At 50.0% G+C, this 22,412-nt stretch carries 18 protein-coding genes and 1 riboswitch; of the genes, 9 read left to right on the top strand and 9 right to left on the bottom strand.

From position 1 onward, the window contains the following. Window positions 1–183 precede the first annotated feature (183 nt). A riboswitch (Lysine riboswitch) is annotated at window positions 184–365 on the top strand. 88 nt (window positions 366–453) lie between these two features. Beyond that, entirely contained in the window at window positions 454–2,037 is a 1,584-nt protein-coding gene (locus BZJ21_RS00150) for a Na+/H+ antiporter NhaC family protein (protein ID WP_077668838.1), read from the top strand. Between the two features lie 110 nt (window positions 2,038–2,147). After that, window positions 2,148–2,729: a thymidine kinase gene (locus BZJ21_RS00145; RefSeq protein WP_021022430.1), complete on the top strand. Its 582-nt coding sequence runs from the start codon at window positions 2,148–2,150 to the stop codon at window positions 2,727–2,729. A gap of 87 nt (window positions 2,730–2,816) precedes the next feature. Here the strand turns inward: BZJ21_RS00145 and cspD are convergent, their stop codons facing one another. Next, window positions 2,817–3,038 carry a cold shock domain-containing protein CspD gene (gene cspD, locus BZJ21_RS00140; protein WP_021022429.1) on the bottom strand — a complete coding sequence of 74 codons (222 nt, stop codon included), beginning with the start codon at window positions 3,036–3,038 and terminating at the stop codon, window positions 2,817–2,819. 826 nt (window positions 3,039–3,864) lie between these two features. Between cspD and clpS the strand changes: the two genes are divergently transcribed. Both clpS and clpA read left to right on the top strand, forming a co-directional pair. Further along, window positions 3,865–4,185: an ATP-dependent Clp protease adapter ClpS gene (clpS, locus tag BZJ21_RS00130; protein ID WP_021022427.1), complete on the top strand. Its 321-nt coding sequence runs from the start codon at window positions 3,865–3,867 to the stop codon at window positions 4,183–4,185. A gap of 45 nt (window positions 4,186–4,230) precedes the next feature. Then, on the top strand, window positions 4,231–6,486 hold the full coding sequence (clpA, locus tag BZJ21_RS00125) for an ATP-dependent Clp protease ATP-binding subunit ClpA (protein WP_077668836.1): 2,256 nt from the start codon (window positions 4,231–4,233) through the stop codon (window positions 6,484–6,486). Between the two features lie 94 nt (window positions 6,487–6,580). Here clpA and infA read toward each other — a convergent pair whose 3' ends face one another. The 7 genes from infA to ald form a co-directional block, all read right to left on the bottom strand. Further along, window positions 6,581–6,799 carry a translation initiation factor IF-1 gene (gene infA, locus BZJ21_RS00120; RefSeq protein ID WP_021022425.1) on the bottom strand — a complete coding sequence of 73 codons (219 nt, stop codon included), beginning with the start codon at window positions 6,797–6,799 and terminating at the stop codon, window positions 6,581–6,583. 129 nt (window positions 6,800–6,928) lie between these two features. Then, window positions 6,929–7,654 (bottom strand): arginyltransferase, encoded by a 726-nt coding sequence (locus BZJ21_RS00115; protein ID WP_077575858.1) that lies wholly within the window; start codon window positions 7,652–7,654, stop codon window positions 6,929–6,931. Continuing rightward, window positions 7,651–8,364, bottom strand: a complete 714-nt coding sequence (aat, locus tag BZJ21_RS00110) for a leucyl/phenylalanyl-tRNA--protein transferase (RefSeq protein WP_077668835.1) — start codon at window positions 8,362–8,364, stop codon at window positions 7,651–7,653. The genes BZJ21_RS00115 and aat overlap by 4 nt, the downstream gene beginning before the upstream one ends. Before the next feature lie 15 nt (window positions 8,365–8,379). Beyond that, on the bottom strand, window positions 8,380–10,098 hold the full coding sequence (gene cydC, locus BZJ21_RS00105) for a heme ABC transporter ATP-binding protein/permease CydC (protein WP_077668834.1): 1,719 nt from the start codon (window positions 10,096–10,098) through the stop codon (window positions 8,380–8,382). Further along, window positions 10,091–11,860 carry a heme ABC transporter permease/ATP-binding protein CydD gene (gene cydD / locus BZJ21_RS00100; protein WP_021022422.1) on the bottom strand — a complete coding sequence of 590 codons (1,770 nt, stop codon included), beginning with the start codon at window positions 11,858–11,860 and terminating at the stop codon, window positions 10,091–10,093. Before cydD ends, cydC begins: the two co-directional genes overlap by 8 nt. Window positions 11,861–11,937: 77 nt before the next feature. Next, the gene (gene trxB / locus BZJ21_RS00095) at window positions 11,938–12,897 is read right to left on the bottom strand and encodes a thioredoxin-disulfide reductase (protein ID WP_077460191.1); all 960 of its coding nucleotides are present in this window, start codon (window positions 12,895–12,897) and stop codon (window positions 11,938–11,940) included. A 119-nt stretch (window positions 12,898–13,016) separates the two neighbouring features. Continuing rightward, window positions 13,017–14,141 carry an alanine dehydrogenase gene (ald, locus tag BZJ21_RS00090; protein WP_021022420.1) on the bottom strand — a complete coding sequence of 375 codons (1,125 nt, stop codon included), beginning with the start codon at window positions 14,139–14,141 and terminating at the stop codon, window positions 13,017–13,019. A gap of 166 nt (window positions 14,142–14,307) precedes the next feature. On the opposite strand from ald, the gene lrp reads away from it, so the two are divergent. From lrp to serS, 5 genes are all read left to right on the top strand, one after another. After that, the gene (gene lrp, locus BZJ21_RS00085) at window positions 14,308–14,802 is read left to right on the top strand and encodes a leucine-responsive transcriptional regulator Lrp (RefSeq protein WP_077460192.1); all 495 of its coding nucleotides are present in this window, start codon (window positions 14,308–14,310) and stop codon (window positions 14,800–14,802) included. 224 nt (window positions 14,803–15,026) lie between these two features. Beyond that, window positions 15,027–17,885, top strand: coding sequence for a DNA translocase FtsK (locus tag BZJ21_RS00080; RefSeq protein ID WP_077668878.1), 2,859 nt, complete (start codon window positions 15,027–15,029; stop codon window positions 17,883–17,885). Between the two features lie 16 nt (window positions 17,886–17,901). Next, a complete protein-coding gene (lolA, locus tag BZJ21_RS00075) occupies window positions 17,902–18,531 on the top strand; it encodes an outer membrane lipoprotein chaperone LolA (RefSeq protein WP_021022417.1) in 630 nt (209 codons plus the stop codon). A gap of 71 nt (window positions 18,532–18,602) precedes the next feature. Beyond that, window positions 18,603–19,865 (top strand): replication-associated recombination protein A, encoded by a 1,263-nt coding sequence (locus BZJ21_RS00070; protein ID WP_051109666.1) that lies wholly within the window; start codon window positions 18,603–18,605, stop codon window positions 19,863–19,865. A gap of 187 nt (window positions 19,866–20,052) precedes the next feature. After that, window positions 20,053–21,339 carry a serine--tRNA ligase gene (gene serS / locus BZJ21_RS00065; protein WP_077460193.1) on the top strand — a complete coding sequence of 429 codons (1,287 nt, stop codon included), beginning with the start codon at window positions 20,053–20,055 and terminating at the stop codon, window positions 21,337–21,339. 118 nt (window positions 21,340–21,457) lie between these two features. Here the strand turns inward: serS and BZJ21_RS00060 are convergent, their stop codons facing one another. Then, window positions 21,458–22,333: a hypothetical protein gene (locus BZJ21_RS00060; protein WP_077668833.1), complete on the bottom strand. Its 876-nt coding sequence runs from the start codon at window positions 22,331–22,333 to the stop codon at window positions 21,458–21,460. Window positions 22,334–22,412 lie beyond the last annotated feature (79 nt).

Genomic DNA, 22,412 nt, shown 5'->3' with positions numbered 1-22,412 from the left:
TTTGCAAGTTATTCGCAATCCTAGCGTATAGTTTTAGTGGCGTTTTGATTCTTGTGTCTAAAAAAATAGAATGCGCGTCGTTTATCATTGGCATGGAAAAGGAATAGAACGCCTGACAACGAGCCGATGATTTTTCAAACATAAACAGTTGCGATAGTGAGCACGATGTGTAGAATGCACTTCGCTTAACGTAGAGGTGCGTTGTTTATGAGTCATGCGCAAGAGGGTGATACCGATGAGGGCGCATAAAAGGAAACAATGCCGAAGCCAATCAGGTCATCACACCGATTGAGCTGGGGCTGTTACCGAAGAGGAGCAGCACTGCCATAGTACTTAGAAACACACTATGGAGCGCTACTGTATGTAGGAGGCAAGTTGTTTGCCGTGTAATACCACGCCTTACCGTCTTCGTTTCTGCAGTAGATCTCCAACCACCTGGTTGATATTGAGATCATGAACTTAACAGACTTTTCTTCATCCGCTTTATCACTGCTTCCTCCGTTGCTGGCCTTGGGTCTCGCGATTGCAACTCGACGTGTCTTATTGTCGTTGGGTATGGGGATAATCCTTGGCACCGTATTACTGACGGATTTTTCACTTGTGCCCGCTAGTCAGTATTTACTGGACGTGATCACTGGCTTATTTATCGCTGATGGCGGTTTAAACAGCTGGAATTTGAGTATCCTCGCCTTTTTAATATTATTGGGCATGATTACCGCGTTATTATCCTTATCGGGGGGGACGCGCGCGTTTGCGAATTGGGCACAAAGCCGGATTAAGAGTAAACGTGGTGCGAAGTTACTGGCTGCTTTTCTTGGGGTATTCATCTTTGTTGATGATTACTTTAATAGCTTAGCGGTGGGGGCCGTTTCTCGCCCAGTCACGGATCGTTTTCATGTTTCACGGGCAAAACTTGCCTATATTCTCGACTCGACCGCGGCGCCTATGTGTGTGATTACACCGGCCTCCAGCTGGGGAGCCTATATCATTACCGTTATTGGCTCTATCTTGGTTGCGCATGGTGTTACCGATTACACCGCACTGGGTGCGTTTGTCATCATGATTCCGATGAACTTTTATGCCATTTTTGCGCTGCTGTTAGTGTTTGCCGTGGTCTGGTTTCAGCTTGATATTGGCCCCATGCGCCAATTTGAATACCAAGCAAAAAAAGGCAGCCGATTAGGTGATGAAAGCGAACATTGTGCTGATATTTGCGATGATTTAGGCATCGAAGAAAGTGAAAATGGCAGTGTAGCGGATCTGGTGGCCCCGATAGTCGTGCTAGTGATCGCCACGATTAGCGCCATGCTTTACACCGGTGCGCAATCTTTAGCCGCTGATCATCATGCATTCTCTATACTGGGAGCGTTTGAGAATACCGACGTCGGCATGTCATTACTGTGGGGCGGACTGGCCGGCCTGTTTGTTGCGCTAGTGATGACGGTTAAACAAGGCATTGCTAAGCCCGATATTGCGAAGACGTTATGGGTCGGCGCTAAATCAATGTTTGGTGCGATTCTTATATTGCTATTTGCTTGGTCGATTGGCCATATCATTGGTGATTTACAAACGGGTAAATATTTATCCTCGTTAGTACAAGGTAACCTACCTGCTCAATTGTTACCTGTGGTTTTATTTTTATTGGCGGCAGTGATGGCATTCGCCACGGGCACGTCGTGGGGCACATTTGGTATTATGCTCCCGATTGCGGGGGATCTTGCGGCAGCGACGGATATTGCGCTGATGTTGCCGATGCTGTCTGCGGTATTAGCCGGTGCTGTATTTGGCGATCATTGTTCTCCTATCTCAGATACCACTATTTTATCCTCAACAGGGGCGCGCTGTGGGCATATTGACCACGTCGCCACGCAGCTACCTTATGCAATCGGGGGCGCAGTCGTTGCGACATTTGGCTTCTTAGTGCTTGGCTTTACCGCCTCTTTGTTATGGTCATTAGCCGTGTCGACGCTGGCGTTCATTCTTTTGTGCTCGGGGTTACTTTGGCTTAAAAAGCGGCCCTGTCAATTGAAAGGCTAGTCGTTCAAGCCCCGCATAAACGGGGCTTTTCTTTTTCTGCGGGTTCGGTAGCATGCCGGTGTATTGAATAATGTTGGCCCTGAAGTAGGGCGTTACGTGTAGAGACAGTTATGGCCCAGTTATATTTTTACTATTCGGCAATGAATGCCGGTAAATCGACCACCTTGTTGCAATCTGCGTTCAATTATCAAGAGCGTGGGATGCAGCCTTTACTGTTCACCGCCGCGATCGATAATCGCTATGGGCAAGGTAAAATAAGTTCACGTATAGGCCTGGACGCGGATGCACATCTGTATGACAACCAAACGTCGTTGTTTGAGCATGTGGCGGCCATTTTATCTCAGGACAAAGTCGACTGTTTGTTAATTGACGAGAGCCAGTTTTTAACTAAGCAGCAAGTACTGGAACTGACCGATGTCGTGGATAAATTGCGGATCCCTGTCCTATGTTATGGTTTGCGTACCGATTTTCGTGGTGAATTGTTTGAAGGGTCACAGTACTTACTCGCGTGGGCTGACAAATTAGTGGAGCTTAAAACTGTGTGTCATTGTGGGCGTAAAGCCAGTCGTGTCATTCGGCAAGACGCTGAAGGCAACGCGATTGCAGATGGCGATCAGGTTGTGATTGGGGGCAATGAACGTTATGTGTCTGTTTGTCGTCGCCACTACAAGCAGATGCTCGGGCTGCTCTGAGCAATGGAACCGGTGTGACACACTGAAAAGACAAAAAAGGCGAGCAACAGCTCGCCTTTTCTTCAATTTGGCCGATCGGGATCAGTGCTATTTCACTGCCTCTTGATCGACTGGCACAATTTGGCTGGCATGGTAGCCTTTAGGTCCTTCCTCGACTTCGTAGCTGACGGTTTGCCCCGCTTTTAATGTCTTATATCCATCCATTTGAATCGTAGAGTAGTGAGCGAATACGTCTCCTTCCCCTTCTCCTGGACAAATAAAGCCAAATCCTTTTGCATTGTTAAACCATTTTACTGTACCAGTTTCCATGCGACACATCCTTCTTGCATCAAACTTTGCATACCTCGTGATAAACGCCTTGTCACCTTCTGGTTAGCCTTGAGCTTGGGATTCCCCCTGGCGCAGACTGACCGAAGCCAGCTTGGTCATTTACCTACCACACAATCCACTTTAGTAGATACTTTTAGGCAGTCAAGCGCTGGCTATAACATATAACAAGAATGTAATAATAAATCGAAAAAGTGTGAGGGAGTGACGATAATTCATTAAAGAACAGACATGTCATTTGCATGAATGTCGGACTGTTATCGATGCTTTTTCGCTCGTGATAAGTGTTGTTTTTATGGTTTTTTTTATATAACACATTGTTTAATAATGTTTTGTTTGAGAAGTTGTTTTTTTGTTGTGATTTGACGTTGTTTGCCGGCGCGGTATCGCGTTTACGAAGGCGTGTTAGCGCCAAATGCGTAAACATGAAGGTTTATTGAATAATTGTAAGAAGAAAGAATACAGGATAAGCGAACATATGATCCTGCTTGCGTGGTGATAGCCCATCGGGTAGGTGTATGTCTGCCTTTTTTTTTGTGCACGCATACAGGCACCCGGTTGGCAACACATTTTCATGGGCTTTGGCATAGTCAGTGAACGAATTTGCGTGTTTCACCCTATATATATGTGCAACGATAAAGCACTACCATGATTAACAATTGCTCAGACAAACGATGTTCGCATTGAAAAGGTTGCTGGAATACAATCTGTAGCTTAACTTTAAAGACAGGTGGACGGGATTCGTGGATGGCAGTGCTGCCCCGCCACACAATGAGCCTTGATACCCTAACAATGCATTGAAGTGGTTATGAGTAATTGGAATCAATGGGGTTTGCCTGACGCAGAGCTTGAGGCGTCAGAAAAAACTAAGTTACAACCGCCATCGATGTACAAGGTGGTGCTCAACAATGATGACTACACTCCCATGGAGTTTGTTATCGAAGTGCTCCAGACGTTTTTTGCCATGGATGTGGACAAAGCGACACAAGTCATGCTGGCGGTGCACTATGAAGGAAAAGCGGTCTGCGGTGTGTTTACTGCCGAGGTCGCTGAAACGAAAGTGGCACAGGTAATGATGTATGCCAAAGAGCATGGCCATCCGCTACTGTGCACGATGGAGAAAGCGTAAGCTGCTTCATCACGCTTTAGCGCGGTTTTTGAGGGAGGTGCCTTTATGCTTAACAAAGAACTTGAAGCAAGTTTGAACGGCGCGTTTGCACGTGCGCGTGAAAAACGCCACGAATTTATGACGGTGGAGCACCTGCTTCTCGCGTTAATCGAAAATGCGGCGGCGCATGAAGCGCTGGTGGCATGCCGAGCTGATCTGGAGGCGCTACGCAAAGAACTCGACGCGTTTATTGAACAAACCACACCGCTGATCCCGGCGGATGATGAGTCGCGAGAAACACAACCCACGTTGAGCTTCCAGCGCGTCTTGCAACGGGCCGTGTTCCATGTTCAGTCATCGGGGCGCAGCGAAGTCAGTGGTGCGAACGTGCTTGTCGCTATCTTCAGTGAGCAAGAGTCGCATGCGGCTTATTTGTTGAAGAAAAACGATGTCAGCCGCTTAGACGTGGTGAACTATATCTCCCACGGCACCACCAAAGACGACAGTGAAGACCTTCCCAGTAGTGATATGGGGACAGAAGAAGCGGGCGCCGACCCAGGTGAAGATCGCTTAGAAAACTTTGCTACCAACCTAAATCAGTTGGCGCGCGTCGGTGGCATAGACCCCTTGATTGGTCGTGACAAAGAGCTTGAGCGAACCATTCAGGTGCTGTGCCGTCGTCGCAAGAACAATCCATTGCTGGTGGGGGAAGCCGGCGTGGGTAAAACAGCGATTGCCGAAGGGCTGGCGTGGCGCATTGTCGAAGGCCAAGTGCCCGATGTCATTAAAGACTGCGTCATCTATTCGCTAGATATTGGCTCGCTCTTGGCGGGGACCAAGTATCGCGGTGATTTCGAGAAACGTTTTAAATCAATTTTAAAGCAGCTTGAGAAAGAAGATCATGCCGTACTTTTCATTGATGAGATCCACACTATCATTGGCGCGGGTGCGGCAAGTGGCGGCCAAGTCGATGCTGCAAACTTGATCAAGCCGCTACTGAGCAGCGGTAAGTTACGTTGTATTGGTTCGACAACCTACCAAGAGTACGGCTCTATCTTTGAGAAAGAGCGTGCATTGGCGCGTCGCTTCCAAAAAATTGATGTGTTGGAGCCGTCTATCGACGATACCACCAAGATCTTGATGGGCTTGAAACCGAAATACGAAGCTCATCATGAAGTGCGGTATACCAACAAAGCGATTCGTGCGGCGGTTGAGTTGTCGGCAAAATACATCAATGAGCGCCACCTTCCTGACAAGGCGATTGACGTGATTGATGAAGCGGGCGCGCGATGCCGAATGGCACCTGCGAGTAAGCGTAAAAAAACCGTCAACGTGCCTGATGTTGAAACCATGATTGCAAAAATGGCACGGATCCCGGAGAAGTCGATATCTTCTTCCGATAAAGATGTGCTGCAGTCGCTAGACGACAAACTTAAGATGTTGGTGTTTGGGCAAGATACTGCGATCACGGCATTGTCAGAGGCGATTAAACTCAGTCGTGCCGGCTTGGGTGATGATAACAAACCCGTGGGGTCGTTCTTGTTTGCTGGGCCAACAGGTGTGGGCAAAACAGAGGTGACCGTGCAGCTTGCGCGTGCCATGGGCATTGAACTCCAACGTTTTGATATGTCCGAATACATGGAGCGTCACACCGTTAGCCGCTTGATTGGTGCACCACCAGGTTATGTTGGCTACGATCAAGGCGGCCTGCTGACGGATGCGGTGATTAAGCATCCTTACAGTGTGGTGCTGCTTGATGAGATCGAGAAAGCGCATCCTGACGTGTTTAACTTGTTACTCCAAGTCATGGATAATGGCACACTGACTGACAACAATGGCCGCAAAGCCGATTTCCGTAATGTTATCTTGGTGATGACAACCAACGCCGGGGTGGCGGAAACGGTACGTAAGTCCATCGGTTTGATTCAGCAGGATCACAGCCATGATGCAATGTCGGAAATTAAAAAGGTATTTTCACCTGAGTTCCGTAATCGTCTCGACAATATCATCTGGTTCAATCACTTGGATGAGCAAGTCATCTTGCAAGTGGTGGATAAATTTATTGTTGAGCTGCAAGCGCAACTGGATGCTAAAGGTGTTTCACTCGAAGTGACATCGGAAGCCAAACAGTGGTTGGCAGAAGAGGGCTACGATAAGGCGATGGGTGCGCGACCGATGGGGCGTGTGATTCAAGATAATCTGAAAAAACCATTAGCGAACGAACTGCTCTTTGGTTGTTTGATCAATGGAGGAACGGTTCGAGTGGTATTGAAAAACAACCGCTTGGACTTCCAGTTCAGTGATCAAATGGAGCCCGCGTAACGGCAGTTGCTCACGTAAGTGTTCATTAAAGCAAGCGTTCACCAAAAGCAAAACCCGGCCTGAGAGCCGGGTTTTTTTGACCGCGTTCGGAGGATTAACGCGAACGGAAAACGATGCGACCTTTCGACAAATCGTAAGGGGTCATTTCAACAGTGACTTTGTCGCCGGTCAGGATGCGGATGTAGTGCTTACGCATCTTGCCTGAAATGTGGGCAGTCACCACGTGACCGTTTTCTAGTTCTACGCGGAACATAGTGTTAGGCAGCGTATCCAATACGGTGCCTTGCATTTCAATTACGTCTTCTTTTGCCATTGAATCCTCTTAGGCTTATTCTGATAGCCAATTTTTTGACCGACAGATAATGCCTCTATTCTGAAAGTCTGTAAAGTTCGGGTGCGAATTTTACCCTGTTGGGGCGCACCTTGCTAGAAAAAATAGCGACTATTGTGGAATAACTGGCCAGGAAAAGGCCCGCCACTGCTGATTAATAAAGCGTTGGTGGGGATAATAGTCCGCTTTATAGCGCATCGCGGCGCAGGCATCGATTTGGTAGCCCAAATACAGCCAAGGTAACTGCATCGATTTTGCTAGCTGGAGTTGCGCTTGAATACTCACACGTCCTAATGAAAATCGGTGCTGGGGGTCAAAAAACGTATACAAGGCACTAAGGCCGTCATCCACCACATCGATCACTGCCACGGCGATCAAGCGTGAACGCTGTTCTTCATTTTGGTACAGATGAATAAAGCGCGGGGTTAGCCAATCACTATGGATAAAATCTAAGAAGTCTTGCCGTTTGGCCGGGTACATGTTGCCCTCTGAGTGACGGGCGGTAATATAGCGGTCATACAACTCGAACCAGTGGTCATCTAACTGGTCACTGACGTGCATAGTGAGGCGCTTGAGCTGGCTGCGATGCCGCTTTTGACTTTTTGATGGGCGGTAATGGTCGACATCGACTCTCAACGCTTGGCAAGCCTGACAAGAAGGACAATGAGGACGGTAGATGAGATGACCGCTTCGCCGAAAGCCTGCCGCTAACAGCGCGCCATAACGTTCGCGTTGATGGTATTCTGGAGACATCACCACCGCGAGTTGCTCAGTTTGATCAGTAAGATACTGGCAATCAGCGCCTGGTGTGACGCCAACTTGGATTCCAACACTCATGTTATTCTCCAATCGGCAAGACGTTGCGGTGGGTAGCCATCAGCAATAGGGCGGTCACGATGTGCGTGAAGCGCGTCGATAAACGTATGACGTGACCAAGGTTGCGCACCTAATGACGCTAAATGCGGTGTCATCATTTGGCAATCAATATATTGCCCTCCTTGGTGAGCAAAATATTGGCTGAATTGCCACAGCGCGAATTTAGACCCATTCGTTGTGCTTGAAAACATGGACTCACCGCAGAAAATGGCCCCCACCGACACACCGTATAATCCGCCGACTAATGTATTGCCTTGCCATACTTCCACGCTGTGGGCATCACCTTGATGATGAAGCTGGCAATAGGCCGCTTGCATTTCGTGCGTGATCCAAGTTTGCTCCGGCCCTCGAATCTCGGCACAGATAGCAATAACGCGCTCAAAGGCCTGATTCAAAGTAACCGTCATTCCGGACTTTCTCGCTGCTTTTTGTAAGCTTCTGCTGGCGTGAAACTCGGTTGGCTGAATGATGGCCCGCTCACTGGGTGACCACCATAACAGCGGGTCATCTTCACCAAACCACGGGAAAATCCCGTTGCGATACGCAGACATTAGCCGAGCAGGGCTAAGATCCCCCCCGATGGCAAGCAAGCCATCGGGATGATCCAGCGCCTCGGTGACGGGAGGAAAACGAACGTCATCTTGCGCTAAAGAAGGCAAATAGAGGGTCATCGTGTGCTCTCTGATTTACAGCCGATGCATCAATTGTGCATAGCGTCCATTGGCATCGATCAATGACTGATGCGTCCCTTGTTCAATAATCTGACCGGCATCCATTAAGCAGACAGTGTCCACCTGCTCCAAGCCAACAAGACGATGGGTAATGATCACCACTGTTTTATCTTGGCAATGGGTTTTCAATAAAGACAGGATTTCGGCTTCAGTTTGCACATCTAAGCCTTCTGTCGGTTCATCTAAGAGCATAATCGGGGCCGAATGCAATAAACCACGCGCGATACCTAAACGACGGCGCTCACCGCCTGATAACTGGCGTCCACCATCGCCTAGCCAGGTGTCTAAGCCTTGCCCTTCTAATAGACGCGCTAACCCGACCTGCGTCAATGCGTGAGATAATGCCGAGTCTGAGGCATTTGGACGGGCGAGAATGAGATTATCGCGGAGTGAGCCGTTAAAGAGATCAACCCGTTGCGTCACCACAGACATAGCATCACGTAACCTAGACTCATCCCACTCGCTCAACGGAACACCATCGAGTGTAATTTGCCCCTGAGTCGGATCCCATGCACGCGTCAGCAAGCTCATAAGGGTCGACTTACCACAACCTGTACGACCTAATAGCGCGACGGTTTGCCCTGCTGTGATGTCCAGCGAGACCCTTGATACCGCCTCTTGTGCCGCCCCAGGGTATTGATAGCTCACCTTATTCAAGCCAATTGATCCTGTTACCGGTCCTTTGTGGCCATCGAGAGGGAAAGGAACACTGGGTGGGCGTTCTGTGATGGCGTTGAGCCGTTTTGCGGCCGTGAGCGTTTTGCCTAAATATTGGAAAGCTGCCGTAATCGGCATCATCAGTTCAAAGCTTGCCATGGTCGTAAACGCTACCATGGCGATGAGGGGGCCTGGTGCACGATCGCCAACGCCATCGGCTGCCAGCCAAATCATCAAGACTAACGTGAGTCCGGTGGCTGCGATTAGCACGGCGTTAGCCCATCCTGTGATACGGGCCATATTCGCTTGCGCGTTGAGCATCGCTTGTTCGCTGTCGTCAATGCGCGCACGATATCGCTCACGAGCGCCAAATAAGGCTAATTCTGCATGGCCTTGCAGCCAATCTAGCAGGGCAACGCGGGTTGCGGCATTTTGTTCTAGTTGATCTCGGCCCTGATCCTTGCCCAGACGATAGAAAACGATCGGTAGACTGACAAGCAGTACCAGCAAACTCAGACCCAAGGCAATACCAAGCGTCGGATCAAACCAGCCCAAGAATAAGCTCACGGCTAATACGCCCAGTACACCCACAATCATGGGGCTAATAAGGCGTAGATAAACATGATCCATGGCGTCGACATCCGCCACCATGCGGTTAAGCAAATCACCATCACGCATATTCAGACGATGGTCGGGGACTAACGGCGCCAATTTACGGAAAAACGACACGCGGAGATCAGCAAGCAACTTGAAAGTAGCGTTATGGCTGACCACACGTTCCGCCCAGCGACCAAAGGTGCGCCCAATAGAAAACCCACGCACGCCCGCGGCTGGCAACATATAGTTAAAGGTGGCGATGCCTGCGATACCGGCCACTGCCGCTGCGGCAATGAACCAGCCAGAGAGAGTGAGCAAGCCAATGGCGGCAAATAAAGTGGCAAACGCGAGGACAATGCCCAAACTTAAGCCAAACCAATGACGTTTATACAAGCGTAGATACGGCAGGAGTTCACGCATCAAGATTTCTCCTATCGGCTGAAGCCAGCATCTCTGCCAGCGGCCCTGTGTGCGCTAATTGATGATACTGGCCTTGTTGAACCAGCTTTCCGTCGGCCATCAACCAGACTTGATCACTGTTAGCCAGTGCATCTAGACGGTGAGAGACCTGGATGCAGGTTTTAGCTTGAGTGGCAGCGTGTAAGCTTTCAATGACCAGCTTTTCACTGTGTGCATCCAGGCTCGCAGTCGGTTCATCTAGCACCCATAACGCACCGTCTTGCAACAAGGCGCGTGCGACAGCGACACGCTGCGCTTGGCCGACGGATAAGCCGCCATTGCGATCACCGACGGCGTGCGCAAGGCCATTTTTTAACCGCATCACGAATTCATCCACATAGGCTTGTGTCATCACCTGGTTAATCGTTTCTGGACTCGCATCGGGGTTGGCGAGCGCGATATTATCGCGAATACTGCCATGGAACAGTTGTGGATTTTGCCCTACCCAGCTAATGGCTTGTCGCCAATGCGAAAGTGCCAGCTCACTGCGTTCACAGCCATTAATGGTCAAGCTACCTCGGTAGGGAAGAAAGCCGAGTAACGCATTGAGTAAGCTAGATTTTCCGGCGCCACTCACGCCAACCAGTGCGATATGTTCACCGGGCTTAATATGAAAACTCATGGGACCGGCGAGTACCTGGCCATCTGGGCTGAGCACTTCGAGATCCTCGGCAGTGATGGTGACCGTGGCCAAGTCGGGAGTTGCTTCTCCTTGCGTGCCTGTATCAGGCTCAGCGTTTAAAAATGTGACAATCGATTCAGCAGCCCCAATCGCTTGCGCTTTGGCATGATAAAAGGTACCGAGATCGCGAAGCGGTTGGTAAAACTCCGGTGCCAACACCAGCACAAACAAGCCGGTAAAGAGCGAAATAGGCGCTCCGTAATGACCAAAGTCAAGCTCACCGATAAAACTAAAACCAAAATACACCGCCACAACCGCAATCGAAATCGCCGTAAAAAACTCAAGCACCGCAGAAGATAGGAACGCGAGACGTAATACTTCCATCGTTCGTTGACGGAACGTATGTGACGCCAGGTGTAACTGATCGGCTTCGGCATCAACGCGATTAAATAGTTTTAGTGTGGGTAGGCCACGTAAACGATCGTAAAAATAGCCGGATAAACGCTGCAGTGCTTTAAAATTCTTGCGGTTAGCATCGGCAGCTTTCATCCCGACCAGTGCCATAAACAGGGGAACCAGCGGTGCTGTGATTAAAAAGATCAGCCCAGAAGCCCAATTGATTGGAAACACGACGACTAAAATCACTAAGGGGATCAAGACTGCGATCGCCATTTGGGGTAAGTAACGAGCGAAAAAGTCCTGTAACTCCTCAACCTGCTCAAGGATCAGGCTTGCCCAGCTCCCCGCGGGTCGCCCTTGAATACTCACAGGTCCAAGCGCATGAAGTCGGTTGAGTATTAACTGGCGGATGTGTTGCCGAATGACCTCACCACAGCGATAGCCAGTTTGTTCTTTGGCCCAACTACACCCAGCACGGGCTAAAACAACGCCGACCAATGTGAGAAAACTTGGCAGTAAGGCGTATTTATCGGTTTGCTCAATAATCAGTTGATGCAGCAGGTGGGCAAGAAGTGCTGCTTGGGCAATCAAAAGCACACCAGAGAGGAGTGCAATGCTAATCGTCGCAACTAACCAGGGTTTGGCTAACGTGCTCTGCGACTTGAGCCATTGGGTTAGCGCCCGCTGTTTAGATTTATCCATATCATCTTATTATTCTATCAAAGCCTGCCAACAGGCTGGGCAGGCCATCGAATGATAGCCTGCATGAGCGCGAGAAATTACTGATTCGCGAGTGCGTCGAGATAACGCTCGGCATCTAGAGCCGCCATACAGCCGGTCCCTGCAGAGGTAATCGCTTGACGGTATACGTGGTCCATGACATCACCAGCCGCAAATACGCCTTCGACGCTTGTCTGGGTTGCATTGCCACTTAGGCCTGATTCAACCTGGATATAGCCGTTTTCCATTTTCAGCTGGTCAGCAAAGATGTCTGTGTTAGGTTTATGGCCAATCGCAACAAAAACACCCATTACATCAAGGGTTTCGGTCTCATCGCTTTGTGTGTCTTTTAAGCGCGCTTGTGTCACGCCCATTTCATCGCCCAACACTTCATCCAATACCCGGTTAGTGTGCAGGACAATATTACCGTTCTTCACTTTGTCCATCATACGATCGACCAGAATTTTCTCAGCACGGAAGGTATCGCGACGATGGACAACATGCACTTCAGAGGCGATGTTAGAAAGGTATAAGGCTTCTTCGACTGCCGTATTACCGCCACCAATTACCGCCACTTTTTGGTTGCGATAGAAAAAGCCATCACAGGTCGCACAGGCGGATACGCCACGTCCCTTGAACGCGTCTTCAGACGGTAAGCCAAGGTATTGCGCAGACGCTCCCGTCGAAATAATCAAGGCATCGCAAGTGAACTCGCCGTTGTCGCCTTTTAGGCGGAAAGGGCGTGAGGATAAATCCACGTCATTGATGTGATCAAAAATAATCTCGGTATCGAATTTTTCTGCGTGGGCTTTCATGCGATCCATTAATGCGGGACCGGTCAGTCCTTCCGGATCGCCAGGCCAGTTTTCAACATCCGTGGTGGTGGTCAGCTGACCCCCTTGTTGCATGCCTGTTACCATAACAGGGTTTAAATTGGCACGAGCCGCGTAAACAGCCGCGGTGTAGCCCGCTGGGCCTGAACCAAGAATCAATAGGTTCGCATGCTTAATGTTACTCATTCACGTCTCCGAGCAGGAAAGAGGTTCGTTTTTTTGAATGGAGTGATTGTAGGTAAATTGGAAGGCTAAAGAAAGGGCACCGTGATGGTGCCCTCTATTTCTATCATTGATATTGCCGATTAATGGGCTGACTTCAACGCATCCAGGGCATCAACGTATGGAAGATCAAAGCCTTCGGCCACTTCTTTGATGGTAACGTGGCCACTGATCACGTTAAGACCGTTACGCAAGTGCTCATCTTGAACTAAAGCATCGCGATATCCCTTGTTCGCCAGCTTTACAATGTAGGGCAGTGTTGCGTTATTTAAGGCAACCGTCGAGGTGCGCGCGACAGCGCCAGGCATGTTTGCCACACAGTAGTGGACAACATCATCAACGATGTAGGTTGGGTCAGCGTGGGTCGTTGCATGTGAGGTCGCGAAACAGCCACCTTGGTCGATAGCGACATCGACAACCGCAGCGCCTGGTTTCATTCGCTTGATATGGTCTTCGTTGACCAGTTTCGGTGCAGCAGCACCTGGGATAAGGACAGCACCGATAACTAAATCAGCGTTAAGTACGTGCTGGTCTAATGTTTCCTCGGTTGAGTAGACGACTTTGGCGCGGCCTTGGAATTCTTCGTCCAAGCGACGCAATGTATCGACATTTTTATCCAAAATAGTGACGTCAGCTCGGAGGCCAACCGCCATGCGCGCGGCGTTTGAGCCAACCACGCCACCGCCAAGTACGACGATTTTAGCGGGTTCGACACCAGGAACACCACTGAGCAGCATGCCCGAACCGCCGTGTGATTTTTCTAACGCTTGTGCACCTGCTTGAATAGACATACGGCCGGCGACTTCAGACATTGGCGCTAATAGTGGCAATCGACCTTTAGAATCTGTTACCGTTTCATAGGCAATGCAGATAGCTTTACTTTTAATTAAGTCTTCTGTTTGCGGAAAATCTGGTGCAAGATGCAAATAGGTGAACAAAATCTGTCCTTCGCGCAGCATGGCACGCTCGACAGCTTGCGGTTCTTTGACCTTGACGATCATGTCTGCTTTCGCAAATACGTCAGCGGCGGCAGGGAGAATGGATGCCCCAGCGGCTTTATAGTCATCGTCAGAGAAACCAATACCGTTACCTGCATTGGTTTCAACATAGACCGAGTGGCCGTGAGAAATAAGCTCACGGACACTTGCTGGAACCATACCCACGCGGTACTCATGGTTCTTGATTTCTTTTGGAACGCCAATGATCATGCTGTCACCTCTTGTTTATTTAGTGTTATCGGCTGGCTTGTTATTGAAATTGTCAATTTTCAGGCTAGTATAAAGGCAATAAACCAGCATTTGATGCTAAAGATTGTTTAGATGTTATTTAATTTGGTATATCTTTTTGCAAGGAAGTAACAAGGTGGAATAAAAAATGGTAGATACCAAAAACAAGCCCTCCAAGGAATTGGACCGTATTGACCGCAACATCCTAAATGAGCTCCAAAAGGATGGGCGAGTCTCCAACGTTGAGTTATCAAAACGTGTCGGTCTCTCTCCAACCCCCTGCCTAGAACGTGTGCGACGTTTAGAGCGTCAGGGCTATATTCTTGGCTACACGGCACAGCTTAATCCCCAGTATTTAGATGCATCACTGCTCGTTTTTGTGGAAATCACACTAAACCGTGGCGCACCTGACGTGTTTGAGCAATTTAATAAAGCGGTGCAGACACTAGAAGACATCCAAGAATGTTCGTTAGTGTCCGGTGATTTCGATTACCTACTTAAGACACGAGTAGCTGACATGTCGGCTTATCGCAAGTTATTGGGTGAAACCTTGCTACGTTTGCCCGGCGTGAATGACACACGCACTTACGTGGTAATGGAAGAGGTAAAACAAAGTAATCATCTGGTGATCCACACGCGTTAAGTGTTGGCCATAGGGTGAAGCAAAACATAACTAAAGCCGGGCATTGCGCTCGGCTTATTTTTTGTACGCCATGATTTAAAGAATGTGATATCTCGGTAAAGATTGAACGTAAACACGCATCATGCCTGCCGTCACGGCATGAATGTGATAAAGTCAGGGCAATCAGAGCAAGCCTCCATTCAGGGTGAGGAATGCGATTAACGAATAATATTAAACAGGTAATGATGGAGTTTTCTTTACGTCGAGAGCCGAAAACGGCTCAGCCGAAAGCGCGTTTAGATGGCGGTCAACGTTTAAAAGAGTGTGGATTCATCTTGGTCCTCGCCGCTGCTGTGTTTACCATGGTGGCATTGTTATCTTTTAATCCGGCTGATCCTTCGTGGTCGCAAACCGCGTGGCATGGTGACGTTCATAATGCGGCTGGCGCGATGGGTGCATGGATAGCAGACAGCTTTTTCTTCTCGTTTGGGATCTTGGCGTATCCATTACCCCCTGCCGCTATTCTTGGCGGTTGGGTTTTTTTGCGGCGGCGTGGTGATAATGAACCCATTAATTACACCATTATTGGCGCACGTCTATTGGGGCTTCTGGTCCTTTTCCTGACCAGTTGTTCGTTGGCTGATCTCAATTTTGATGACTTTTGGCATTTTTCATCCGGTGGCGTGATGGGAGATGTCACCAATAGCCTTGCTTTGCCCTTGTTTAATGTCTTAGGGACCACCTTGGTCATGTTGTTTGGCTGGGCGGCCGGTTTCACCTTATTCACGGGAATTTCATGGCTCACGATCGTGGATCACCTCGGCGCGGTGACGCTGAATGGTATCACCTGGCTGGTTAATCGCGTGCGTGGCGATACCCCGACACAACTTGGTGCGCCTGGCTCATCGGCCCCCGAGCGCACAGACGTGACGCAATCGCGTGAGACTTGTGAACCGATGGAGCTGAGTGATTTACGTCGATTGACGCCGACATCGCCTGAGAAAGCGTCCGTTTCTGAGAAAAAATCGGTCGCTGAAAAAACGACAGAGACGGAAAAAGAAACCGTTGATCACAGCGCGCACGAGAGTGAAAGGTCGATCATCTTTGGTGGACATGCCACCGCTGAGCAAGCCGGTTCGACGCAATCCGAATCCTCCCTGTCAGAGAGTGCGGATGAACCGGCATTGGGACAATGGCAAACCGCTGTTGCTGATGATGAGCCCTCTGCGTCGGTATTCAGCGCAGACACCGACTCAGACCCGCAAGCCCAAACACCGACTCAGCATGATCGTGAGTCGGTCGCAACTTACGTGTCGACAGATTCAGAGCATTCAGAGACAAAGCTCTCAGAGACAAAGCATTCAGAGCCAGAGCATTCAGAGACAAAGCTCTCAGAAACAAAGCACTCAGAGTACGCTGATACCACCTATGGCAATCAAGATGGACTCTCGGAGCTAGAGCGCGCGGAGCAGGCAAGCAAGTTGGCCGATGATGACGAGGATCCTTTCCAAGAAACGATTCGCCAAGCACAAAAATCCCAACAGCAAGCGGCCGGGCTCGACCATCCTTTTTTAGTGAAAGATGAGCCCAATTTGCCTAAACCGGCAGAACCTTTTCCAACCCTCGATCTGTTGGATCCTGCGCGCCATACCGCGCAACAAGCCACGCGCGAAGAGCTAGAGCAAATTGCGCGCTTGGTTGAGGCGCGCTTGGAAGATTTTAAAGTGCAAGCACGCGTGGTGGGCGTGTATCCAGGGCCGGTGATCACGCGTTTTGAGCTTGATTTGGCGCCGGGCGTTAAGGTCTCACGAATTTCAGGTTTGTCTAAAGACTTAGCGCGTGCGCTATCAACCACCGCGGTGCGCGTGGTCGAGGTGATCCCAGGTAAACCTTATATTGGCCTTGAACTGCCGAACGAGCATCGCGAAACGGTGTTTATGTCAGAAGTGATTGGCAGTGAGCGATTTAAAAACAGCCAATCGCCGATCTCCGTAGTCTTGGGAAATGACATTGCCGGCGAAGCCATTATTACCGATCTTGGCAAAGCACCGCATATGCTGGTGGCAGGGACGACAGGGTCGGGTAAATCTGTGGGCGTGAACGTGATGCTGGTTAGTATGCTCTATAAGGCGTCTCCTGAAGATGTGCGCTTTATCATGATCGACCCTAAAATGCTGGAGTTATCGGTCTATGAGGGCATTCCGCATTTGTTGTCAGAAGTTGTCACCGATATGAAGGATGCGGGGAATGCGCTGCGTTGGTGCGTGGGTGAGATGGAACGACGTTACAAGCTGATGTCAGCCCTTGGCGTGCGCAACCTTAAAGGTTTTAACGAAAAGGTCAAAGCAGCAGAAGCCGCGAATAATCCGATCCCTGACCCACTATGGAAATCGGGCGATAGTATGGATGAATCGGCGCCTAAACTGGAAAAACTGCCCTATATCGTGGTGGTGGTAGATGAATTTTCCGATCTCATGATGGTGGTTGGTAAAAAAGTCGAAGAGTTGATCGCACGATTAGCACAAAAAGCACGGGCCGCGGGTATTCACCTTGTGTTAGCCACCCAACGTCCTTCTGTTGATGTGATTACGGGGCTGATTAAAGCCAATATTCCAACGCGTATGGCGTTTACTGTCTCGACCAAAACAGACTCGCGCACCATCCTTGACCAAGGCGGCGCTGAGTCGTTGCTGGGAATGGGGGATATGCTCTTTATGCCGAATGGTTCCAACCATCCGATTCGCGTGCATGGTGCCTTTGTCAGTGATGAAGAAGTGCATCGGGTGGTTAATAATTGGAAAGCGCGAGGCAAGCCGCAATATATCGATGAAATCACCCAAGGCGATCAAGGTGCAGATAGCTTATTACCTGGTGAAGCGCCGACCGGCGGCGATGGCGAAGAGCTGGACCAGTTGTTTGATCAAGTGGTTGAATTTGTGACCGAAAGTCGTCGTGGTTCCGTGTCTGGTGTCCAGCGTCGATTTAAAATTGGTTATAACCGTGCGGCGCGTATTGTGGAACAACTCGAAGCACACGGTGTCGTAAGTTCACCAGGCCATAACGGTAATCGCGAAGTAATCGCACCGCCGCCACCGAAAGATTGATCGAATGGAAGGTTCAATGACTCGATTTGCTGCTGTCCGCCACCTGTTGGCGGTGATATCTCTCTTGGTTGTTGTCAGCGCGCAAGCGCAAACAGAGGCGCAACAACATTTAATCGAAAGACTGAATAAGGTTGATGCGTTCAGCGCACAGTTTGAACAAAAGGTCCAAAGCCCAGAGGGTGACGAGATTCATCAAGCGAAAGGGACCTTGGCTATCCAACGCCCTAATTTGTTTAACTGGACCACCACGTCGCCGGACGAAACCATCATGATTTCTGATGGTGAAACCTTGTGGTACTACAGCCCCTTTGTTGAACAAGTAACTGCCATGTGGTTAGAAGAGGCAACAGCACAAACGCCCTTCGTGCTATTGACCCGTAACCAACCGAGTGATTGGCAGGATTACCAAATCACCCAGGAAGGCAATACCTTCACGCTCACGCCAAAAACCACCGGCACCATTGGTCAGTTTGATGTCACGGTCAAGCCCGATGGTACCTTGACTGGCTTTAGAGTCGTTGAGCAAGATGGGCAACAGAGTCAGTTCGCACTGAGCCAATTTAGCCGACAAACGCCAGACGCGGACTTGTTTTCGTTTACCCCGCCTGAGTCGGTCATGGTCGACGATCAACGCCAGTCACGTTAACCGCATCGGAGGATGCCTTGCCTACCTTGCCGCTCGATTTCGCTGAGGACTTTCGCCCACTGGCCGCGCGTATGCGGCCCGTCACCTTGGACCAATATATTGGCCAGCGCCATCTGCTTGGCGAAGGCAAACCGCTACGCCGTGCCATTGAGTCGGGGACGCTTCATTCCATGATTTTTTGGGGACCACCGGGCACAGGCAAGACCACACTGGCCGATATTGCTGCGCGTCAAGCTAATGCCGAGCTGGAACAAATTTCTGCGGTGACCTCCGGTGTGAAAGAGATCCGAGAAGCGATTGGACGTGCAGAGCAAAACAAGCAAGCGGGTGTACGCACTGTCTTATTCGTTGATGAGGTACATCGCTTTAACAAAAGTCAGCAAGACGCTTTTCTGCCTCATGTCGAGTCGGGGACCGTCACCTTTATTGGCGCCACGACGGAAAATCCATCGTTTGAGCTTAACAATGCCTTACTATCGCGCGCCCGCGTCTACCGACTGACAAGCCTGGATGATCGCGATCTTGAAGCCGTGATTGATCAAGCGCTTGCCGACTCGCAACGCGGGTTAGGCGAGCAGGCACTCACTTTCGATAAAGGCGTTAAAGCGGCGTTAACCGCGACGTGCAGCGGCGATGCGCGCATGGCGTTGAATCTTCTGGAAATGCTGGCAGATATGGCTGATGGCCAAGTGACGCTGTCGATGCTTAAAGACGTTGCCGGTGAAAAAGTGGCGCAATTCGATAAGCAAGGGGATGCTTGGTACGATTTGATTTCTGCGTTTCATAAATCCGTCCGTGGCTCGAGTCCTGATGGCGCCCTGTATTGGTACGCACGCATTGTCAGTGCCGGTGGCGATCCCCTTTATGTGGCCCGCCGCTTATTAGCTATCGCCTCGGAGGATATTGGCAATGCGGATCCACGTGCCATGCAGGTGGCATTGAATGCGTGGGATTGCTTTACTCGCGTAGGACCGGCGGAAGGCGAGCGAGCGATTGCTCAAGCCGCTGTATATTTAGCCAGCGCGCCCAAAAGCAATGCTGTTTACACCGCATGGAAACAAGCGTTGCGAGACGCTAAAGAAACCGCCAACGCGCCTGTTCCCATGCACTTGCGCAATGCGCCGACCGCATTGATGGAAGATATGGGGCATGGGAAGGGCTATCGATATGCCCATGATGAGCCCAATGCTTATGCGGCAGGAGAACGCTATCTACCGTCCGAACTTGGCGATACTCGCTATTATCAGCCCGTTAATCGTGGGCTAGAAATTAAAATCGCCGAAAAGCTCGCCTTTCTGGCCGAGCAGGATGCAAAAAGCCCGCAAAAGCGCTAGGCAAGTTTACCCTTTTTGGGTAAGGTTTAGAGTGCAGCGACGCCATGAAGACGCAGTCTCCTCGTCGTGGTGACATCCACCGTCACCCTTGACCAATCGCGTAATACAATACGCAGTATCGACGCTTGTTTTCAAACGTGATGACAAGTGACAACCAACTAATCAACCCGAAAAGCACAGGATTAGCATGCTGGATTCCAAATTACTTCGAACTGAGCTGGAAGAAACCGCTCAACAACTCGCTCGTCGTGGCTTTACGCTTGACGTTGACGCTATGCGTGAACTCGAGGAACAACGTAAGGCGCTGCAAATTCGCACCGAACAACTGCAAGCAGAGCGTAATTCCCGATCGAAGTCCATTGGCCAGGCTAAAGCAAAGGGTGAAGACATTGCGCCATTGCTAGAAGAAGTGTCAAACCTTGGTGATGAGTTGGACGCAGCGAAAACAGAGCTCGCGGCGCTGCAGCAAAAAGTCAACGACGTGGTGATGAGCGTGCCTAACTTACCGGCGGAAGACGTCCCAAGTGGTAAAGATGAGTCTGAGAACCAGGAGATCATGCGCTGGGGTGAACCGCGTCAGTTTGATTTTGAGGTCAAAGATCATGTTGATTTAGGTGAACTGTCCGGTGGTCTCGACTTTGCCAGTGCGGTAAAACTATCTGGCTCTCGCTTTATCGTGATGAAAGGGCAGATGGCGCGCATGCATCGTGCTTTAACCCAGTTTATGCTCGATTTACATACCAACGAACACGGCTATACCGAAATGTATGTGCCGTACTTAGTCAATGCCGACAGTCTCTATGGCACCGGCCAATTGCCTAAGTTTGGTGACGATTTGTTTAACACCAAGCCGGCCACCGAAGAGGGGATCGGCATGTCGTTAATCCCAACCGCGGAAGTACCTCTGACTAACATGGTACGCGATGAGATCATCGATGAAGCGGATCTGCCGCTGTGCATGACCGCACACACACCGTGTTTCCGTTCAGAAGCCGGCTCCTACGGACGTGATACGCGTGGACTGATTCGTATGCATCAGTTTGATAAAGTCGAGCTGGTGAAAGTGGTGAAGCCTGAAGATTCTATGGCAGCACTCGAATCACTTACCGCCGATGCCGAAAAAGTATTGCAGTTGCTGAACCTGCCTTACCGAAAAGTACTGTTATGCACCGGTGATATGGGCTTTGGCGCGGCCAAAACCTATGACCTAGAAGTTTGGTTGCCTGCGCAAGATACCTATCGTGAAATTTCATCATGCTCAAATACCTTGGACTTCCAAGCGCGTCGTATGCAGGCGCGTTTCCGCCGTAAAGGTGAGAAGAAGCCTGAGCTGTTGCACACGCTCAATGGGTCTGGCTTAGCTGTGGGTCGTACCTTGGTGGCCATTTTGGAAAACTATCAGCAAGCGGATGGTCGTATCGAAATCCCTGAGGTATTACGTCCGTATATGGGTGGACAAACGCATATAGGCTAATGGGCTCACCGTGTGCTTAATAACCATGAAGCCGGCACGATTGTCGGCTTTTTTTATGCTTGCATAAACGTGGGGATTATCGGTTAAGCACTGTCTGTCACGCACTGTTTGTTTAGCGCTATCTGTTAAGCGCTGTTTGTTTAGCGCTATTTCGCGGCTCATGCAAGGGCGATAAGGTATTAAAAATATCGTCCTGTGGTGCAGGAAAGCCTGCTAATAGGTCGGCAAGACAATTATCGAGCACGGTGAGTATCACTGCATTGACGCGCTGAGATAGTGCGAGGCGACTGGCCAGTGGTGTCTTATCAGCTAACGGTTTCTCAGTTACCAACGATTTCTCAGTTGCTAACGGTGCCTCAGTCGCTAAGGCCCGCTCAGCGTCGTTACTGAGTTGGGAGATAAGGCGATCAATCTCTGTGCTTAGCGAATCCTCTAGGTTAAGGTGCTGGAGCTGGCATAAGCGTTTCACTAAAATTTGCTGTTGCAGATTTAATGATTGGCTCGAATTTGGCGTCGCTTTGTGTAACTGAATACTGGCGTAAGAATATCGCTGACGTGCTTGTAATAATTCTAAAACGGCATACCACACGTGTTGATAATGCGACAAGCTGGCTTCGTCATTGTGGGCTATCAGGAAGGGTGGCACCGCCTCGTCAACAAGATAAATAATATGTTGTAACGCGCGGTTTTTCATCCGTGCTTGTGTGACTTCATCGTATTGCGGTAGCGCATGTAAATGATGAAATAAAAGCCGATACATCGGTTTTTGTGCCTGAGGCGCTAAGTGGTGCAATTGACGAATTTGACTGAGTAAATGTTGGTAGTCACTGGAAGCAATATGTGTTTGAGCGGCCAGCTCACGTGCGTGCTGCAGCAGCGCACGTAATTCATGTAGCTGATGTAACGGCCAATCTGGGCGTTGACGGTAAAGTACGACGGCGACGACGACCGCTATTCCGAGCGCCAGTGCGCCTACCATGACTAACCATCCCATATGCTCTCCTTACGATCGCGACTCTCAGTCATCAAGCTCAGCATGAACTGTGCCAAAGATGAGAAGCGGGTCACATCCT

Source organism: Salinivibrio costicola subsp. alcaliphilus (assembly GCF_001996185.1).
Taxonomy (GTDB): domain Bacteria; phylum Pseudomonadota; class Gammaproteobacteria; order Enterobacterales; family Vibrionaceae; genus Salinivibrio; species Salinivibrio costicola.
The sequence above is the reverse complement of the archived record's forward strand: the minus strand, read 5'-3'. Positions and strand labels throughout refer to the sequence as shown.

Coding starts and splice junctions, on each gene's coding strand:
- serS (WP_077460193.1), top strand. CDS start 20,053: ATGCTGGATTCCAAATTACTTCGAACTGAGCTGGAAGAAACCGCTCAA.
- BZJ21_RS00150 (WP_077668838.1), top strand. CDS start 454: ATGAACTTAACAGACTTTTCTTCATCCGCTTTATCACTGCTTCCTCCG.
- cydC (WP_077668834.1), bottom strand. CDS start 10,098: ATGCGTGAACTCCTGCCGTATCTACGCTTGTATAAACGTCATTGGTTT.
- BZJ21_RS00115 (WP_077575858.1), bottom strand. CDS start 7,654: ATGAGTGTTGGAATCCAAGTTGGCGTCACACCAGGCGCTGATTGCCAG.
- infA (WP_021022425.1), bottom strand. CDS start 6,799: ATGGCAAAAGAAGACGTAATTGAAATGCAAGGCACCGTATTGGATACG.
- BZJ21_RS00070 (WP_051109666.1), top strand. CDS start 18,603: ATGCGGCCCGTCACCTTGGACCAATATATTGGCCAGCGCCATCTGCTT.
- cydD (WP_021022422.1), bottom strand. CDS start 11,860: ATGGATAAATCTAAACAGCGGGCGCTAACCCAATGGCTCAAGTCGCAG.
- BZJ21_RS00145 (WP_021022430.1), top strand. CDS start 2,148: ATGGCCCAGTTATATTTTTACTATTCGGCAATGAATGCCGGTAAATCG.
- BZJ21_RS00080 (WP_077668878.1), top strand. CDS start 15,027: ATGGAGTTTTCTTTACGTCGAGAGCCGAAAACGGCTCAGCCGAAAGCG.
- clpA (WP_077668836.1), top strand. CDS start 4,231: ATGCTTAACAAAGAACTTGAAGCAAGTTTGAACGGCGCGTTTGCACGT.
- cspD (WP_021022429.1), bottom strand. CDS start 3,038: ATGGAAACTGGTACAGTAAAATGGTTTAACAATGCAAAAGGATTTGGC.
- ald (WP_021022420.1), bottom strand. CDS start 14,141: ATGATCATTGGCGTTCCAAAAGAAATCAAGAACCATGAGTACCGCGTG.
- aat (WP_077668835.1), bottom strand. CDS start 8,364: ATGACCCTCTATTTGCCTTCTTTAGCGCAAGATGACGTTCGTTTTCCT.
- trxB (WP_077460191.1), bottom strand. CDS start 12,897: ATGAGTAACATTAAGCATGCGAACCTATTGATTCTTGGTTCAGGCCCA.
- lolA (WP_021022417.1), top strand. CDS start 17,902: ATGACTCGATTTGCTGCTGTCCGCCACCTGTTGGCGGTGATATCTCTC.
- lrp (WP_077460192.1), top strand. CDS start 14,308: ATGGTAGATACCAAAAACAAGCCCTCCAAGGAATTGGACCGTATTGAC.
- BZJ21_RS00060 (WP_077668833.1), bottom strand. CDS start 22,333: ATGGGATGGTTAGTCATGGTAGGCGCACTGGCGCTCGGAATAGCGGTC.
- clpS (WP_021022427.1), top strand. CDS start 3,865: ATGAGTAATTGGAATCAATGGGGTTTGCCTGACGCAGAGCTTGAGGCG.